This window comes from Methanoregula sp., from assembly GCF_049510175.1.
In the GTDB taxonomy this organism is placed as follows: Archaea; Halobacteriota; Methanomicrobia; order Methanomicrobiales; family Methanospirillaceae; genus Methanoregula.
Map to the genome: position 1 here is coordinate 1 of NZ_JBEKZF010000004.1, position 15,538 is coordinate 15,538.

The 15,538-nt window shown below is 47.2% G+C and carries 15 protein-coding genes; 12 read left to right on the forward strand and 3 right to left on the reverse strand.

The features are described 5' to 3' along the window. The 4 genes from ABSG49_RS06770 to ABSG49_RS06785 form a co-directional block, all read left to right on the forward strand. The coding region (locus ABSG49_RS06770; protein ID WP_424025363.1) for a hypothetical protein at window positions 1-1,436 on the forward strand (1,436 nt) is incomplete at its 5' end. Between the two features lie 103 nt (window positions 1,437-1,539). Continuing rightward, window positions 1,540-2,871, forward strand: a complete 1,332-nt coding sequence (locus ABSG49_RS06775) for a hypothetical protein (RefSeq protein WP_424025364.1) — start codon at window positions 1,540-1,542, stop codon at window positions 2,869-2,871. Between the two features lie 435 nt (window positions 2,872-3,306). Then, window positions 3,307-3,804 (forward strand): hypothetical protein, encoded by a 498-nt coding sequence (locus tag ABSG49_RS06780; protein WP_424025365.1) that lies wholly within the window; start codon window positions 3,307-3,309, stop codon window positions 3,802-3,804. Between the two features lie 173 nt (window positions 3,805-3,977). Beyond that, a complete protein-coding gene (locus tag ABSG49_RS06785) occupies window positions 3,978-4,124 on the forward strand; it encodes a hypothetical protein (RefSeq protein ID WP_424025366.1) in 147 nt (48 codons plus the stop codon). 273 nt (window positions 4,125-4,397) lie between these two features. On the opposite strand, the gene ABSG49_RS06790 is transcribed toward ABSG49_RS06785, so the two are convergent. Further along, a complete protein-coding gene (locus tag ABSG49_RS06790) occupies window positions 4,398-5,261 on the reverse strand; it encodes a PsbP-related protein (protein WP_424025367.1) in 864 nt (287 codons plus the stop codon). Window positions 5,262-5,557: 296 nt separating this feature from the next. On the opposite strand from ABSG49_RS06790, the gene ABSG49_RS06795 reads away from it, so the two are divergent. Both ABSG49_RS06795 and ABSG49_RS06800 read left to right on the forward strand, forming a co-directional pair. Next, complete coding sequence (locus ABSG49_RS06795) at window positions 5,558-5,812, forward strand: hypothetical protein (RefSeq protein ID WP_424025368.1); 255 nt, start codon at window positions 5,558-5,560, stop codon at window positions 5,810-5,812. Beyond that, on the forward strand, window positions 5,787-6,224 hold the full coding sequence (locus ABSG49_RS06800) for a PIN domain-containing protein (RefSeq protein ID WP_424025369.1): 438 nt from the start codon (window positions 5,787-5,789) through the stop codon (window positions 6,222-6,224). The genes ABSG49_RS06795 and ABSG49_RS06800 overlap by 26 nt, the downstream gene beginning before the upstream one ends. A 610-nt stretch (window positions 6,225-6,834) precedes the next feature. Here the strand turns inward: ABSG49_RS06800 and ABSG49_RS06805 are convergent. Then, on the reverse strand, window positions 6,835-7,038 hold the full coding sequence (locus ABSG49_RS06805; protein ID WP_424025370.1) for a hypothetical protein: 204 nt from the start codon (window positions 7,036-7,038) through the stop codon (window positions 6,835-6,837). 185 nt (window positions 7,039-7,223) lie between these two features. On the opposite strand from ABSG49_RS06805, the gene ABSG49_RS06810 reads away from it, so the two are divergent. Both ABSG49_RS06810 and ABSG49_RS06815 read left to right on the forward strand, forming a co-directional pair. After that, the gene (locus ABSG49_RS06810; protein WP_424025561.1) at window positions 7,224-7,637 is read left to right on the forward strand and encodes a UDP-N-acetylglucosamine 2-epimerase; all 414 of its coding nucleotides are present in this window, start codon (window positions 7,224-7,226) and stop codon (window positions 7,635-7,637) included. Between the two features lie 261 nt (window positions 7,638-7,898). Beyond that, window positions 7,899-9,470 carry a glycosyltransferase family 2 protein gene (locus tag ABSG49_RS06815; RefSeq protein ID WP_424025371.1) on the forward strand — a complete coding sequence of 524 codons (1,572 nt, stop codon included), beginning with the start codon at window positions 7,899-7,901 and terminating at the stop codon, window positions 9,468-9,470. Window positions 9,471-9,631: 161 nt separating this feature from the next. On the opposite strand, the gene ABSG49_RS06820 is transcribed toward ABSG49_RS06815, so the two are convergent. After that, window positions 9,632-9,802, reverse strand: a complete 171-nt coding sequence (locus tag ABSG49_RS06820; protein WP_424025372.1) for a hypothetical protein — start codon at window positions 9,800-9,802, stop codon at window positions 9,632-9,634. On the opposite strand from ABSG49_RS06820, the gene ABSG49_RS06825 reads away from it, so the two are divergent. The 4 genes from ABSG49_RS06825 (at window position 9,801) to ABSG49_RS06840 (ending at window position 15,020) form a co-directional block, all read left to right on the forward strand. Continuing rightward, the gene (locus ABSG49_RS06825; RefSeq protein WP_424025373.1) at window positions 9,801-11,576 is read left to right on the forward strand and encodes a hypothetical protein; all 1,776 of its coding nucleotides are present in this window, start codon (window positions 9,801-9,803) and stop codon (window positions 11,574-11,576) included. The two genes, ABSG49_RS06820 and ABSG49_RS06825, sit on opposite strands and share 2 nt — an antisense overlap. Before the next feature lie 22 nt (window positions 11,577-11,598). Further along, the gene (locus tag ABSG49_RS06830) at window positions 11,599-12,570 is read left to right on the forward strand and encodes a glycosyltransferase (RefSeq protein ID WP_424025374.1); all 972 of its coding nucleotides are present in this window, start codon (window positions 11,599-11,601) and stop codon (window positions 12,568-12,570) included. Window positions 12,571-12,755: 185 nt separating this feature from the next. Continuing rightward, window positions 12,756-13,811, forward strand: coding sequence for a glycosyltransferase family 4 protein (locus ABSG49_RS06835; protein ID WP_424025375.1), 1,056 nt, complete (start codon window positions 12,756-12,758; stop codon window positions 13,809-13,811). Between the two features lie 96 nt (window positions 13,812-13,907). Continuing rightward, window positions 13,908-15,020: a glycosyltransferase family 4 protein gene (locus ABSG49_RS06840; RefSeq protein WP_424025376.1), complete on the forward strand. Its 1,113-nt coding sequence runs from the start codon at window positions 13,908-13,910 to the stop codon at window positions 15,018-15,020. The last annotated feature ends 518 nt before the right edge of the window (window positions 15,021-15,538 follow it).

Here is a 15,538-nt window from a genome sequence, read left to right on the forward strand (position 1 = left end):
TTTCAGCCTTCCAGAACACCACGATCTACTTCACCCTCACGGGGACCGGGTTCCCGACGGGCAGTGACATGACCACCGTGAATTTCACGAAGGGGTCGTACTTTGAGCGGAATGTCACGATCAACTCGGTGACTGCGACCTCGATCAACGGGACACTGGCTATCAACAAGACAGCACCCTTCGGCAAGTGGAACGTGAACGTCCAGACGGTTGACGGTACCATGTCGAATACCATGGCAGGCGCACTCATCATCAATAACGTGAGCACACCGGCAATAACGGCGATCAAACCGGTTTCAGCCTTCCAGAACACCACGATCTACTTCACCCTCACGGGGACCGGGTTCCCGACGGGCAGTGACATGACCACCGTGAATTTCACGAAGGGGTCGTACTTTGAGCGGAATGTCACGATCAACTCCGTAACAGCGACCTCGATCAACGGTACACTGGCTATCAACAAGACTGCACCGTTCGGTCAGTGGAACGTGAACGTCCAGACGGTTGACGGTACCATGTCGAATACCATGGCAAAAGCGTTCACCGTCAATAACGTGAGCACACCGGCAATAACGGCGATACAACCCGTATCAGCAATCCGGAACACCACGATCTACTTCACCCTCACGGGGACCGGATTCCCGACGGGCAGTGACATGACCACCGTGAATTTCACGCAGGGAACGTACTTTGACCGGAACGTCACGATCAACTCCGTAACAGCGACTTCGATCAACGGGACACTGTTCATCAACAGCACTGCTCCTCTCGGTAAGTGGAACGTGAACGTGCAGACGGTTGACGGTACCATGTCGAATACCCTGGCAAATGTATTTACCATCGGGAATTATCCCGCCCCGATATTCGGGGCGATAACCCCGGTCAGCGGTTATAAGAACGCGACCGTTTCCTTCACCGTGACAGGGAAAAACTTCCAGACGAAAGGAACGAACGTGACGTTCTGGAACAAGAGTGGCAGCATCGTCTCCGTGCTCGTGCCGACAATCTTCAGCGTCAGTCCGACCCAGGTCGTCGGTAGTGTTGACATCCCCAACCCCGTGTACGCCAACGATTCCTACAGGGTCAATATAACCACGGTCGATGGAGGATGGGTTTCGCAGGACAAGGCATTCAAGGTCCTGCCCCTGCCAAAAGCACAGATTACCGGGTTCATACCTTCGACAATCCAGGCAGGGACTACGGTGCCGTATACCCTGAACGGCAACTACTTCCAGCAGCGCAAAGGTACCTTCGTTTACTTCACCAACGCCACGGGAGGAACAGTTATACAGGCAACGGTTAATTCCGCCTACATGACCCGCATCCTTGGTGCCGTAACCGTGCCTGCAGGATCTCCTGCAGGTGTCTGGTCAATCAACGTAACAACCGCAGATGCAGGCTGGACCAACCAGACCAAAGCCTTCTCGAGTTATTAAACAAAAACTTTTTTTCAACTGTGTTTTAACGAAGGCCTTGTCTTACCCTGACGGCAAACCTATATTGTTCTCCGGCATACCTATCTCATCAGGTGCGCACCGTATGAAACGATCGTTATTCAACTCAGTCATTATAGCTCTTGCAGTCCTCGCTATCCTGATACCCGCGGTATCTGCAGTTTCGATCACCGAGAGCCCCGATGTCGTGCAGCCGGGCCAGCAGATCACCCTCACCATCTCGGACCTGCCTGACGGCGCATCGTTCTCTCTCAATATCGGCGGAAAGTTCGGGGTCACACCGGGTGACCGGTTCTCGTTTGAGACCCGCCAGTTCAACATGCCCTTTGCCCTGAACCAGGGCACGATCTCTGCTACTACCCATGGTACAAAAACCACTGCATTTGCCGTGCAAAAAGGAGATGCAACGGTCCAGGTAGGTAATGCTGCAGATGCAAACGGGGACTTTACCATATCCAAAGCGTATGAAATCAGCAGCGGAACCTATGATTACATGACCCTGGGAGGAAAGGCCCGTACCGATACTTCCGTCATTACGTCGAACATGAACCTCCTGGGAACCAAGAAGGGCCCGGCAAACTCCGTGATCACCTTCACGGTCAACGGTATCAGCAATGGGGAAGTCTATCTCACTGTGCTCGTGAACGGCCAGCAGGCGCTCTACAAGGATGTGATTGTCGGCAACGGGATCGCAACACCGACCCCGACCGCTGTGGTCACAACGGAGGAACCCACCGAAACAGAGACCACGTCCGAAACCCTCGTCGGGACCACCGCGACAACTGCGGCCATGACGACCGGATCACCCTACGTCCCCGCAATAACGACCCCTCCAACCGCCACCGGCACCACGACCGCTGCCGAAACGACCGCCTCTGCACCCGTCGTCTTCTCATCCGCTGATCGCATGGTAACCCTGACGACCGAGGGTATTGACTATGCTGCGCTCCTGATGGTCAGTCAGGTGAACCCCCCGGAGAAATGGCTCATGGTCAGTGATGCGTACTCGATCGCGCCGGATTCGCTCGTGTTTGCAAAACCTGCAACCATCTCCTTCACGGTCCCGGCATCCGCCGGAGACTATGCCTGTTTCATCGCGTCATTACAGAACGACCAGTGGGTTGTCGTGCCCAGCCGGGCCGGGACCACCACCATTGACGCGACCATCGATCATGTCGGTACCTATGCCCTGATGGCGTACAAACCCGAGAGCACCATCCCGGCAACAACCGCCGCTGCCGGAGAATCCACGTCTGCCCCGGTTACCCTGAAAGGAACTCCCAAGGTGGCATCCATTGCGCAGGAACAAAATCCTGCGGCAGCTCCCACAAAATCGTCGCCTCTCGATCCCCTGCCACTTCTCGGGGCACTCGCGATCTGCACGCTGGCAGTGCTCGTGATCAGGAAACGACAGTAATCCTTTTCCCCGGTTTTTTGGCAGGACTACGTTTTTGCGGATTGCCCTAGTGCATTCCATCCTCTCGATGCCCGGCAGCCGGCCCGGGACCGTATCCGAACACTCTGTTTAACTCCCGGGTTGCCAGAGGCACCTTCTTCACGTGGCGGGGGGATATGCCTGAGATCTGCCCGGGGGATTGCATCGTACCGCGCTCTGCCGGAAAGAATGCACCTGATGTCGCTGCAACTCTCCCGGTAAACGGGATAGAGGAAAAACCGGTCGCGCTTTTTCGGGACGCCGGAAAAACCGCAAACAGAACGTTTTATATTTCACAACCCGTCATATTCTTTTATACAGTACCGATGACAGCGCAGGGAATCGATGGCATCTGGCGGTGCCGTAACCGGGCACATACCAGGGGCTGTGATATTAATAGTATCTGTGGAGACAACCATGAAACCCAAGATTATCCCGATAGGAATCTGTGTAATCGTCCTGATCGCGCTGGTGTTCAGCGCCGGCTGCACATCCTCGCCGGCGGAAAACACACCGGTACAGACCAATAGTCCGACTGCAACGGTCGAGACAACCATACCGGCAGCAACGATGACTCCTATCGGGAGTGCTGTCCCGACTTCCGCGGTCATTCCTTCCGGCACGACCAGTCCATTGGTAAATTTTAAAGAGCCGACAACTGCCGCAGGAGCAGTGATCACCGGCGAGCCTACGGTGATGGAAACTGAGCCCCTCACACCGGTAATTACCGGGACCCCGTTTGTGGAAGTGACCCTGACGGAAACGCCGACACCGGTTCCCACGATCCCCTCCGTTGCCAACACCTGCAGCAACATTGGTGGAAACATCTGTCAGGCCAATGAGACGTGCTCGGGAGCATATATCAGGACAACCGATGAGCCGCAGTGTTGCGCCGGCGTATGCGAGAGCAGGTGAGAATCTCCACAATTTACCCGGCATCTGTTTTTTTAATGAAATCTGGTTTTTCAGGCCGTACCGGTATTCCGGCAATTCATCCCTCTGAAGGCACTGGCTGAACCTGTTTCCGGTATTATCGTACCGCACAGGAGGCCGGACGGAACTGCTGTCCGGCATTCATTACAGAGAAGGTGATACCGTATCCGCACCGGAACGTCAGCATCTTCACGGATCGCTGCACTGCAGCCCGGTTTTTACCCTTTTTCGCATTCCGGAAGAAGAGTCTCTGCCAGCGCGGGAATTTTCCGGCACTCTCCGGTTCCAGCCACTATTCCTGACGGTACGCCATCATCAGGGTCCTGACGGGCGCATGGAACGCCATCACTATGGCAGATGCCGAGGCTCCCGGGCAGAGCCGGTGAAATCCGTTCTGTTATTTCCGCACGGACAACGAGGGGTTTCAGCTCTCCCAAGAGGCGAATGACCGGCCCCTGCACATCACGCGATCCGTGTCGCCAGACAGGGGTTTTCACGGATCGCAGGGAGACCGGGCTTCCGGGATTTTGGAAGAAAAAGATAGGCCCCCGTGAAAATCCCGTTTCATAAAAAATTTACAGATATCTCAATGAACCGGTATAAGCAAACGATTTGAGCATGTGCTGGAAATCACCGGAATACTTCTCAAACTGGTTCTCCTCGTCCAACTTCGGGAAACTGGAGCGATAGGTGATCATATACACCTTACCGCTGAATAACCCGAATACCCTGGTTACGTACGCCTGGTCCCCCCCTTCATAACCACTATTATATTCCAGGCTGTAAGCCTTGGTGTTGTTCAGGGTGATCACGGGACTCGACCGTCGCATGCCAACAGAACTGTCATCGGTCATCGCTACCGTCCTGTTGACAAAATATTCATCGAACGTCATATTTGCAGGCAAATTTGCCACATCCACACTTACTCTGGTCCGGATATATGCGCAGTCACCCGAGTCCGACGGATCACACCGGGTGATCGAGGGGGAATAAAAATCCACGACCCGGATTCCGGTCTCGCTTTTCGGGCGGGTTGCGTTTATTGTTTTCAGGAGAGCCGGGCTCATCTCCGCCACAGTCCAGTTTGCCGGGTAATCGATAGAGAAGGTGTAGCTCTCATTCGTATAGGTCCGGTACCGGGTTGCATTCGAAGTTGCCGGTGAACTGGTTTTTACCGATCCCGCGGAGGTAGTGGTGGACCTGGCAGGTGTTGCATTCGATGTGGTTGTATTTTTCGATGAAACCGTCGGGCTCACCAGGGCTGGGTTCAGCGTGGCAGAAGCTGTCGGGTTTCCGGTGGATTTGTCGACTGCCGGCGTTGGTGACGGTCCGGAACCGAGCATGCCCCGGTCTGAGGCAAGTGAAAAAATTGCCGTGGTATTGATGATGAGTAAAAGGATGATTACCCCGATGAGTATCGACTGTTGTTCTGAATTCATGCGTAATAATTCTTCGGTCTTAGTATTATTAGGTTCTTCCCAGACCGGTTTTCTTCGGCTGTCAAAGTCCCTGATCCGGTCACCGGTTTTCTTCCCTTATGGTGACGGGAATGCCGGGGAGAGGATTGTTGGAATTTGTACAACAAAAAAACCCGTTGATGGTGGTGTTTTAAGCACATGAATATTTATCCTGTCCTCTGTACTCCCTTTATTTGCACCATGACATCGCCCGGGTTGCCTTCCATAAATTTACATCACCAATTATTTAAATAAATCAAAAACATACGTAAATTCATATGGGCACCATTACGATCAGCGTCGATGATGATACCGAGAAGCGTTTTCGGAAGGCGGCAAAGAAGAAGATGGGAGAGCGGAAAGGGTACCTCGGTAAGGCCACAACCGAAGCCCTGGAGTGCTGGATCCTGAAGCAGACTCAGGAGGAGATAGCACGCGACGCACTTGCTCTCCTGGAAACGGGATATCATCTTGGCAGGCATCTCTTTAAGGAACGAAAGGATCTCTATGACCGCGCCACCGGCTCTTATTGATACGAATATCCTCTGTTATACCCTCGATGCCGGAGAGCCGGAGAAGCGGGAGGTGGCAACAGGACTTCTCTCCCGATGCTGGCGCTCCGAGCTTGCTCTCGCTGTTTCGGTACAAAACCTTGCAGAATTCTCCGTCGTCATGATGGAGAAAGTTGAACACCCGGTGCCGGATGCTATTGTTACACGGTTTATCCGGGATATCGTCTCGTTTGACGGATGGACGGTTATCGGCTATGATCCGGGGACGATTAAGGATGCTATCGGTATCAGGAGCAAGTACGCGCTCCACTTCTGGGACGCCCTGCTCGCTGCAACCATGAAACAGCACGATATTGGCACGATCTATACCGAGGATTCGCATTTTAAAAAAGTCCCGTGGATCACGGTTATCGACCCGTTCACCAGCGGGTAATTTTATTTTCACCCGTGCCGTTGGGATAAATTTCGGTTAGGAACACGCGATCACGGGTACCGGGTGTCAGGAGCATCCTCACCGATTCCGGGGGAGCCCTTACCGATTTTCATCATTCGCATGTGAACTCTTTATTCATGCTCGTTTCTCAAGAGTAAAAAGTATTTTTTTAATTCCCGTGCTCCCCATCAGAGCAATCCGGTACGGTGTTCCGGAACGATATCTTTGGACCTGCATCGTCACAAGGTTTTTTCAGCCTGGAGATTTTTTAATACTCCCTGTCAGAATTATTGCATTACCGGTAATGCCAGCACATGCCGGGAAATGACCGGGCAATTATTTGTACGAACTGTACCAGTGCTCGTACTCCTTATGACTGGTGAAGCAGTGTAATATATACGTTCGATCTTCACGGATTTCGTAGATTATTCTCGCTTGTTTTGTTACGTTTTCAACATGACAGGGAATGCCATGTTTCATATGTTTGCGGGGTGGCCTGGATTGTATTTTCTCAAGATGCATAAGGAATACCGGTTTCATATCCTGCGGCATCTCTGCCAGCTCTTTTCCGGCCGAATCTGAAAAAACAAGTTCCATAATTCCCGGACGGTTAGCTTTTGAGGAGTTTTTTTATCTCATCAAATGAGTGGGTGGGAGTTTTTTCAGCCTCAATCTCACTCACTTCAACCGTCACGGCCCTGTGGACGAGCATGAGTTCTTCCTCCTCAAGCATCCGCTCATAGGCAAGGATTGCCTGCCGGATCACCTCGGTCTGGTTTCCGGCATACCCTTTATCGATGATCCTTTTTATCACCGCCTCATACGGAGGTCCAATGCTGATATTCATAATTCAGAACGTATGCATATTGATTGCACATTCAAAGATATAAATAATGTTCATGTATTGCATTAAGCGGCCCTTATGATGGTTTATAACTCCGCTGGTTTCCTGATTCGTCGCATTCCGTACAGGATGATGAACTCCCCCCTTTTCCACGAATACTTCCCGCCCGAGTACGGCAAGTTTCTCCTGTCGTTTTTCCCATGCACTCCCGCACGCAGAAGATGATGAAGGAGTTCGGTATCGACGCCGGTGGAACTACTATCACCGGGCCGGTCGGGTATATGGAGTTCCTGGAACCCGAGGCCCACGCCCGGCTGGTCCTTACCGATTCCGGGGGAGTCCAGGAAGAGGCCTGTAGCCTTAAGATTTCCTGTGTTACGCTACGGGAGAATACCGGGCGGCCGGAAACGATCGAGGCCGGGGCAAATATGCTGGCGGGTACCGACGCCACGCGTATTATTGAGGCAACGGGCCGGATGCTTTCCGTACTGAAAGAGTGGCAGAACCCATATGGTGACGGGAAGGCCGGGGAGAGGATTGTGGGGATCTGTCAGGAAAAAATCGAATGATTCATGTTGCTAAGACCGGAGCCTGAACCGGGCTTTTTTTACATTCTGCTGCTTTGCGCCAGGATCCTGCACATATGGAATATCTCCGTGCAGTAGTCTTCTACATTTCTGTCTAAGACTGTTGGGATTGAAGAGTACAATCCGATGGGAGCGGGGCGGACAAGGATCCGTTTATATATCCACTTCTGTTGTTCGATACCTATTAATAAACTGTTTAAAATACATGATATGCACGCAATAAGTTATCTCCGAGACGTGATCATGAACAACGAACCGGGTATGTCGTCAACAGATCCATACTATTGCGCAATAAAAAAACCCTATGACATAATCCTGGTCATTCCCGCAAACAATGACGGCACGACTCTCGGAAGTATTGTTCTTAAGGCGCGTCCCCATGTTTTAAAAATTATCGTTGTTGACGATGGTTCCAAGGATCGTACTCCCGATGTTGCTGAACTCGCCGGGGCAGAACTCATCCGTTTCCAGCATCCTGCGGGAAAAGGTGCTGCCTGTATCGAAGGCTTAAAACGGGCATATCGGCTTGGTGCCGGTATTGCCATCCTTATCGATGGCGACGGGCGATACAAGACACGGGAGATCCCCTGGCTGATCTCACCTATCCTGAGTGGAAATGCCGATGTTGTAATCGGATCCCGGTACCTTGAAGCAAACGGCGATATCCCCCTCCGGCAATTAATTGCACAAAAAATTGTCCATGCCCCGGAAAATTCCGGAAATCCCATAAAAATTACCGATCCGCTCTCCGGATTCATTGCCCTGAACGGAAGAGCACTCGAAGACCTCAATTTTTCCATGACCTCCTATGATTTTAAGGAGCGGTTCCTTGAGCATAGTATCAAACGGAAGCTCGTCATTCATGAAGTCGCGGTGACCGAACGCCAGGATATCCCAAAAAAGGTTGGTTGGGATGAGTGTATCAAGACCGTTGTTGCACTCCCTGCATTCAATGAGGAAAAGTATATCGCGAAAGTTATTGAAGGTGCCCGGAATTATGTCGATGCTGTCCTCGTTGTGGATGACGGATCCACGGATGCAACCGCAGCCATAGCGGACCGGATGGGTGCGATCGTTATCAGCCACCCCGCCAACAAGGGGTACGGGGCTGCGATTCAAACTATGTTCTCCACTGCACGGGAGATGAACCTGGAAGCCCTTGTTGTCATGGATTCTGATGGTCAGCACGACCCGGCCGATATCGAGAAAGTCCTTGCTCCCCTTCTTTCAGGAGCGGATGTTGTAATAGGCTCCCGTTTTCTTGATGAAACTAAGAACAACATCCCTCAATATCGCAAGGTCGGTATGAAGGTGCTCGATACGGCAACTGCGGTTGCCGGAGTGAAGAATGTGACCGATACCCAAAGTGGTTTTCGTGCGTACGGGAAAAAGGCAATTGACGCGATCAGTCCATCAGGAAGCGGAATGTCGGCAGGTTCGGAGATCCTTATCCAGATCAGTGATCATAATTTGAATATCGTCGAAGTTCCTATCAAAGTAAGGTATGATATTGAAAATACTTCTACACATCATCCCGTCGCTCACGGACTTACTGTCCTCTATCGCATCATCAACCTAATCAGCTACCGGAAACCCCTAACGGCTTTCGGGATTCCTGGATTTATTCTTGTAATTGTTGGATTATTTACAAGTTTTATTGCGTTTTCTGAATACTACGATACATCAAAATTTCCCTTTGCGCTGTCAATGTTAAGTACGTTATTGCTGATCCTGGGACTATTAATGGGAATTGCTGGGATTATTTTGAATGCGCTCATTATTATTGTGAAGAAAGACTTGGCAAAAGAAGTTTGATATTGTCGAGAATTTAACTATCAATAACCTTTTGTTTTAATAATGGTAAACCCAAATTAATACTTTATAGATTGTTCTATGTGCGGGATTTTTGGTGTATTAACCAGTGAGGGATCCGATATTTCTTCGCAATCTGTCGAGGATCTTGTCACCCATCTGTTTCAGTTGTCAGAGTCAAGGGGGAAAGAAGCTTCGGGGCTTATTCTCAGGACCGGAAGTTCGATCACCGTATTAAAAGAACCGATCCCTGCCTCTGCACTAATACGATCAAAATCTTTTAAGAGTATTTTCAGATCCTCATTTTCGGGAAACAGGAATGGCTCTGCGGTCATGGGACACTCCCGGCTCGTGACCAATGGCAGATGTGAACTGAATACCAATAACCAGCCGGTCATAAAAGACGGTGCCGTCGGAATCCACAACGGGATCATCGTAAACGATTACCTGCTCTGGAAAGCATTTCCAGTTCTTGAAAAAAAATTTGATGTCGATACGGAAGTACTCTTAAGTCTCCTGCAATCTTTTCGCACTGCCGGACTTTCCCTGACAGAGGCAGCAAAAAAAACCTACGGCCTGATTGAAGGTTCGGCATCCATCGCGGTGACTTTCGATGATATAAATATGGTATTGCTGACATCGAATACCGGATCGTTGTATTTCTGCACAAGCAGGAAAGGGGACATCATTGTATTCGCATCGGAAAAATTCATCCTGAAACAATTGTTCAAGCGGCATGTTGGTCTGTTCGATCCGGATACCATAGAACAGATCCGGCCCGGGACCGGCTGTGTCATCGACCTTTCAGATCTGAAAAAAACTGCATTTTCTTTGCAGGATAAGGGTACCGATACTTTCACAGGACATAGATCACCAAAACTTCCTATCTCTGATATCTCTGCTGAACAGGGGCCTCTCCCGGATATCGATAGCAACCGGTTTATTCTTACCGGGGAAGTAAAGGACAGGATGTTAAAAACCTGGGAATATATCTATTCTGACAGGTCCTCCCTCCGGAGGTGTACCCGATGTCTCCTGCCCGAGACGATGCCTTTCATCCACTTTGATGAAGAGGGTGTCTGCAACCATTGCCGGCAATACGAAAATGAAAAAAAACCCTTGAAAGGGGAGGCTGCCTTAAAAGAATTTGTCTCCCAATACCGCCGTAGCGACGGTGAACCTGATGTCCTGATTGGGTTCAGCGGGGGACGGGACAGCTCGTACGGACTGGATTATCTTAAAAACAAACTCAACCTGAATCCGCTCACCTTTATTTATGACTGGGGGATGGTAACGGATCTGGCCCGGAGGAACCAGGCACGGGTATGCGGGAAGCTCGGGATCGAACAGATCCTAGTTTCTGCAGATATCAGGAAAAAAAGGGAATATATCCATAAAAATCTAGAAGCCTGGCTGAAAAAACCAGACCTTGGCATGGTCCCCATCCTGATGGCAGGGGACAAGGAATTTTATTATTATTTCCATAAAATCCGGAAAGAGAACAATATCCGGTTATTTGTTTTTTGCGGGGGGTACGAGGGCGAAGAATCGTCGGGTCTTTTTAAACTGGGGTTCTGCGGGGTAGACCGGGGCAAGGGATCGGCAGAGTACCGGATGACAGGAATTTCGTTTATCAATAAACTGCGGCTTATAACCTATTACCTGAAAAGTTACCTGACGAACCCCGCCTATATCAACGGCTCGTTGTTCGATACCCTGTTCGCATTTTATTCGAGCTACATGCTAACAGACGATTATGTGTACTTATATCAGTATATTCCTTGGGACGAGAAGATGATCGTGTCGACTATCCGGGAAAAATTTGACTGGGAAATAGAGACTGACACTCCCGCCACGTGGCGAACCGATGACGGAACCGCGGCAATATACAACTATATTTATTTCGCCATCGCCGGCTTCACGGAATTCGATGGCATCAGAAGTCATCAGATCCGGGAAGGAAAACTTACCCGTGCAGAAGCAATGGAAATTATCAAAGCTGAGAACAAACCGCGGTTCAAATCCCTTGAATGGTATGCTGAAACCATCGAGTTCGATCTAAACAGGGCAATAGACATCATTAACAGGACGCCGAAACTCTACCAATAATCTGGACTTGGTTTGCATGAGTATGAGGATATCCGTTGTCATTCCCGTTAAAAACGAGGAGACGAAAATTGTCAATTGTCTCAAAGCTGTTTTCAACCAGACACTCCAACCATTTGAAGTGATTATGGTTGACGGGCATTCGTCTGACAAAACTGTTGAGAATGCACAACAATTTCCCATAACCCTTCTGTATGAGGAATATAAAACCGTTGGGGGGGCGCGCCAGGTAGGTCTTGAGAATGCGAAAGGAGATTATATTGCATTCACTGACGCCGATTGTATCCCTTCGGAAACGTGGCTGGAGAATCTTCATAAATCCTTCAGCGAAGGTAACCAGCAAAAGATCATGGGAGTGGGCGGGGGAATTAAAAATATAGGTGAGAGTGTCCTAGAAAAATCAATATTTCTGGTTTTCAACACATACCTCGGAAGTGCGGATTCTGTACAGGATCGCTTCTTCAATGACACACGTTTTATTAAAAGTTTTTGTGGCTGTAATTGCATGTACCGAAGGAGTGATCTGATCGAAGCCGGCGGATACAACACGACCTTGTCGCTTTGTGAAGATTCCGATATGGACGAACGACTGATAAAAAAAGGAAATTTATTGTACATTCCTGATGCCATCGTGTTGCACGATCAAACGTTAACATTATCCAATTTTATGGAAAGGAACTATTCATTCGGCTATGGACGGGGAAGACACCACTTCTGGGATCTGCAGGTAATCCCACCGGTCCTCGGACTGATGACGCTGATCTTCCTCTTCACCATTCCGGTTCTCTTCATCGCGATGATTTCACTGTACTTCCTGATTTTATTTGCATATGACATTCTGATTTTTATCAAAGAGAAGCGGGTAATCTATTTACTTACCCTCCCAGTCGTGTTCATCATCGAGCATGTAATGTATTCTATCGGGTTCTGGGTCGGACTTTTCGCAAGTATCGCTGATATTTCAAATAAATCAAAAAGTCTACACAATGATCATTGAATTAAAAAATTCTAAACAAAATGATTCTGAACTACAATGAATACCCATTTTTATGGTATTAATTATAAATTACATAGAGATCGGAAGGTAATATGCAACGAGCGAATAAATCCAATAATCATTCTCATTTTTCCAAAAAAGTTGTGATGATTAAGTCAAATCTCATCGATATAGACACACGGCTCATGAAAGAATATGACACCTTAAAGAAATTTGGATATGATGTAGCTCTATTATGCTGGAATCGAGAAAGAAAATCAGACCTGGGGGATTACCACTTAAAAATACAACCATTAAATCTGAAAGGACCATATGGCATAAAAAGTCTGATATTATTACCAATTTGGAATTTATTCGTCCTGTACAAATTAATGGTTTGCGAATATGATATAATTCATGTCATAAACTTCGATTCCTATCTACCGTCACTTATTGCGTCAAAGATCAGAAGAAAGGTCGTAATTTATGAAATTGAAGATACTTACGAAGATCAGATCAAATTACCCACGATAATCAGAATATTTTCACTAGGTTTCGATAAATTTTTTTTGAAATTTGCAGATGGCATCATTCTTGTGGATGAGTGTCAGATTAATGAATTCAAGGGCCTCGGTCATCCAAACATTCAGATTGTCTATGATTCTCCTCCGGACATGTCAAGAAAATTTCAGCAAAAGATGACGGATAAAAAAACTTTCACCATTTTTTATCCGGGGGTACTCGATAAAGCAAGAATGCTGAACCTCAACCTCATAATCCAATTGGTTGAAAAGATGGATAGTGTCCATTTAATTATCTCGGGCTATGGGGATCAGGTCGAGGATATTAAAAATAAATCTGCTACGATGCCAGAAAAAATGAAATATATTGGCTGGATTCCCGATCGGCAAGAAATGTTTAATATGATGCATGATGCCGACATTACATTTGCATTGAAAGATCCGTCTGTGCCTTTAAACCGGTATATTTGCGGAAGTAAATTATTTGAAGCAATGATGTGTTCGATTCCTATTATTGTGAATAAGAATTCATCTGCCGCATTAAAGGTAAAAAAACATAATTGCGGTATTGTTGTCGATGCAAATGATCAATTTGAAATCGAGCTCGCGCTTATAATGTTCATTAAAAATCCTGCATTAAGAGAGCAATTGGGAAATAACGGCAGAAGAACATACGAGACTATTTACGACTGGGATTTTATGGAGGAGAGAATTCAACATGTATACAAAAATGCATTATAACTTCCCCAGCGGATTTATTCCGGATATTTTATTCCGGATATGTGATATAATAAGACATATCATCCTGAATAGTTCCTATAAAGAGAGAAAGATTTCATGCCGGAAAAAAATCTGCGGATAGGAATATTTACTGTACCTTTAGAGAGTGCCAGTGTCCTTCCCTTATCAAATCTCATTGAAATTCTATTCAGTATTTCGGATTCTTTTGTAGTAATTACCGGCAATGAGGGTTATAATAAATTTAAAAAAGAACGCCGGTTTAAGGTATATGGTATCAACTATAAAATTGGAAATCCTTTTTTAAGAATTGTCAGAGGATTCTGTGGTCAGATCAAAGCTTCTTTAATAATATTGAAACTCCCAAAAAAAATTGATACATGGATTTTTTATGAAGGGGAATATGCGATTATTCCAGTAATTATTGCATCGCTATTGAAAAAAAGAGTTATTATTTTGCTTTTAGGCTCAACGGTGTTTAATTTATCGCTCGCACAGGATCCCCTCGTAAATATCGTAAGAATAACCTCTAAAATAAATTTAAAATTAGCTGATAATATTATAATTTATTCTCCTACACTTATTGAAGACTGGAATCTACAGCAATATGCACATAAAATTCTTATCGCCCGAGAGCATTTCCTTGATCTTAATACTTTCAAGATTATCGTATCTCTATCTGACCGCCCCTATCTTATCGGCTATATTGGCCGGCTGAGCGAGGAAAAAGGAGTCCAGAACTTCGTCCAGGCTCTACCTGCCTTGCTTAGAGATCAAAAGGATCTACGAGTCCTAGTTGGGGGTGATGGGCAATTGAAGGAGAGTATTAAAGCATCTTTACAAGCAGAAAAACTAACGGGCTATATGGATTTCCCTGGTTGGATCTCTCATGATGACCTTCCCTATTATCTGAACCAGCTCCGGCTTCTTATCCTCCCCTCCTATGCCGAGGGACTGCCCAACATTATGCTTGAAGCAATGGCGTGTGGGACACCTGTGCTTGTGACACCGGTTGGGGCGATACCGGATTTCATAAGAGATAGCGAGACAGGATTTATTATGAAAAATAACTCGCCGGAATGTATAGCAGAGAATATTATGCGGGCGCTGAACTCTCCGAACCTGGAGAAGATCGCGTCGAATGGAAGAAGATTTGTGGAGGAGAATTTTACTTTTGAAAAGACTGTGGAACGATGGAATGACATTTTTTAATAGAGATAGTCTTTTATCTTTCACTTTTTATTCTCATCAAAAAAGAATACCCTATCGACAAGTAATAGGATTTATTAAATTCTAACCTTTCATTGTCTGTTCTCACTTTATTTTGCAATTCAACTGTTGGATTTAAAGCATCTTCCTTTTAGAGTTCTTCGCGTATGAATGAATTGTTTTAAAGTCGAAATAATTCAATACGAACAGAGATCAAATGATATACTTGACCTGAATTCTCAATATCAAAATATTCTTTGATCAGGAACCAAAAACGAAAATATGCAACATGAATGAGGAAGTATGCGGTTCAATCTGCTTGAATATCCCTTGGAGAAATTTTTTCAGGTTCTCGTCATAATCGGTATAATCTGTGTTTATTCATTATCTTATATTATCAATAAGGAACTCCCCCTTTCTATTTTTCTCGAGACATCAATTTATCTTGTTCCTTGCCTGTTCGTCGTTCTTTCACTTTCCTATCTCTATCGGTACAACGTTGACCCGAAACGGTCACAGGC

Excerpts from the sequence above, each read along its gene's own strand:
- ABSG49_RS06775 (WP_424025364.1), top strand. The coding sequence starts at position 1,540 with ATGAAACGATCGTTATTCAACTCAGTCATTATAGCTCTTGCAGTCCTC.
- ABSG49_RS06780 (WP_424025365.1), top strand. The coding sequence starts at position 3,307 with ATGAAACCCAAGATTATCCCGATAGGAATCTGTGTAATCGTCCTGATC.
- ABSG49_RS06790 (WP_424025367.1), bottom strand. The coding sequence starts at position 5,261 with ATGAATTCAGAACAACAGTCGATACTCATCGGGGTAATCATCCTTTTA.
- ABSG49_RS06795 (WP_424025368.1), top strand. The coding sequence starts at position 5,558 with ATGGGCACCATTACGATCAGCGTCGATGATGATACCGAGAAGCGTTTT.
- ABSG49_RS06800 (WP_424025369.1), top strand. The coding sequence starts at position 5,787 with ATGACCGCGCCACCGGCTCTTATTGATACGAATATCCTCTGTTATACC.
- ABSG49_RS06815 (WP_424025371.1), top strand. The coding sequence starts at position 7,899 with ATGAACAACGAACCGGGTATGTCGTCAACAGATCCATACTATTGCGCA.
- ABSG49_RS06825 (WP_424025373.1), top strand. The coding sequence starts at position 9,801 with ATGGGACACTCCCGGCTCGTGACCAATGGCAGATGTGAACTGAATACC.
- ABSG49_RS06820 (WP_424025372.1), bottom strand. The coding sequence starts at position 9,802 with ATGACCGCAGAGCCATTCCTGTTTCCCGAAAATGAGGATCTGAAAATA.
- ABSG49_RS06830 (WP_424025374.1), top strand. The coding sequence starts at position 11,599 with ATGAGGATATCCGTTGTCATTCCCGTTAAAAACGAGGAGACGAAAATT.
- ABSG49_RS06835 (WP_424025375.1), top strand. The coding sequence starts at position 12,756 with ATGAAAGAATATGACACCTTAAAGAAATTTGGATATGATGTAGCTCTA.
- ABSG49_RS06840 (WP_424025376.1), top strand. The coding sequence starts at position 13,908 with ATGCCGGAAAAAAATCTGCGGATAGGAATATTTACTGTACCTTTAGAG.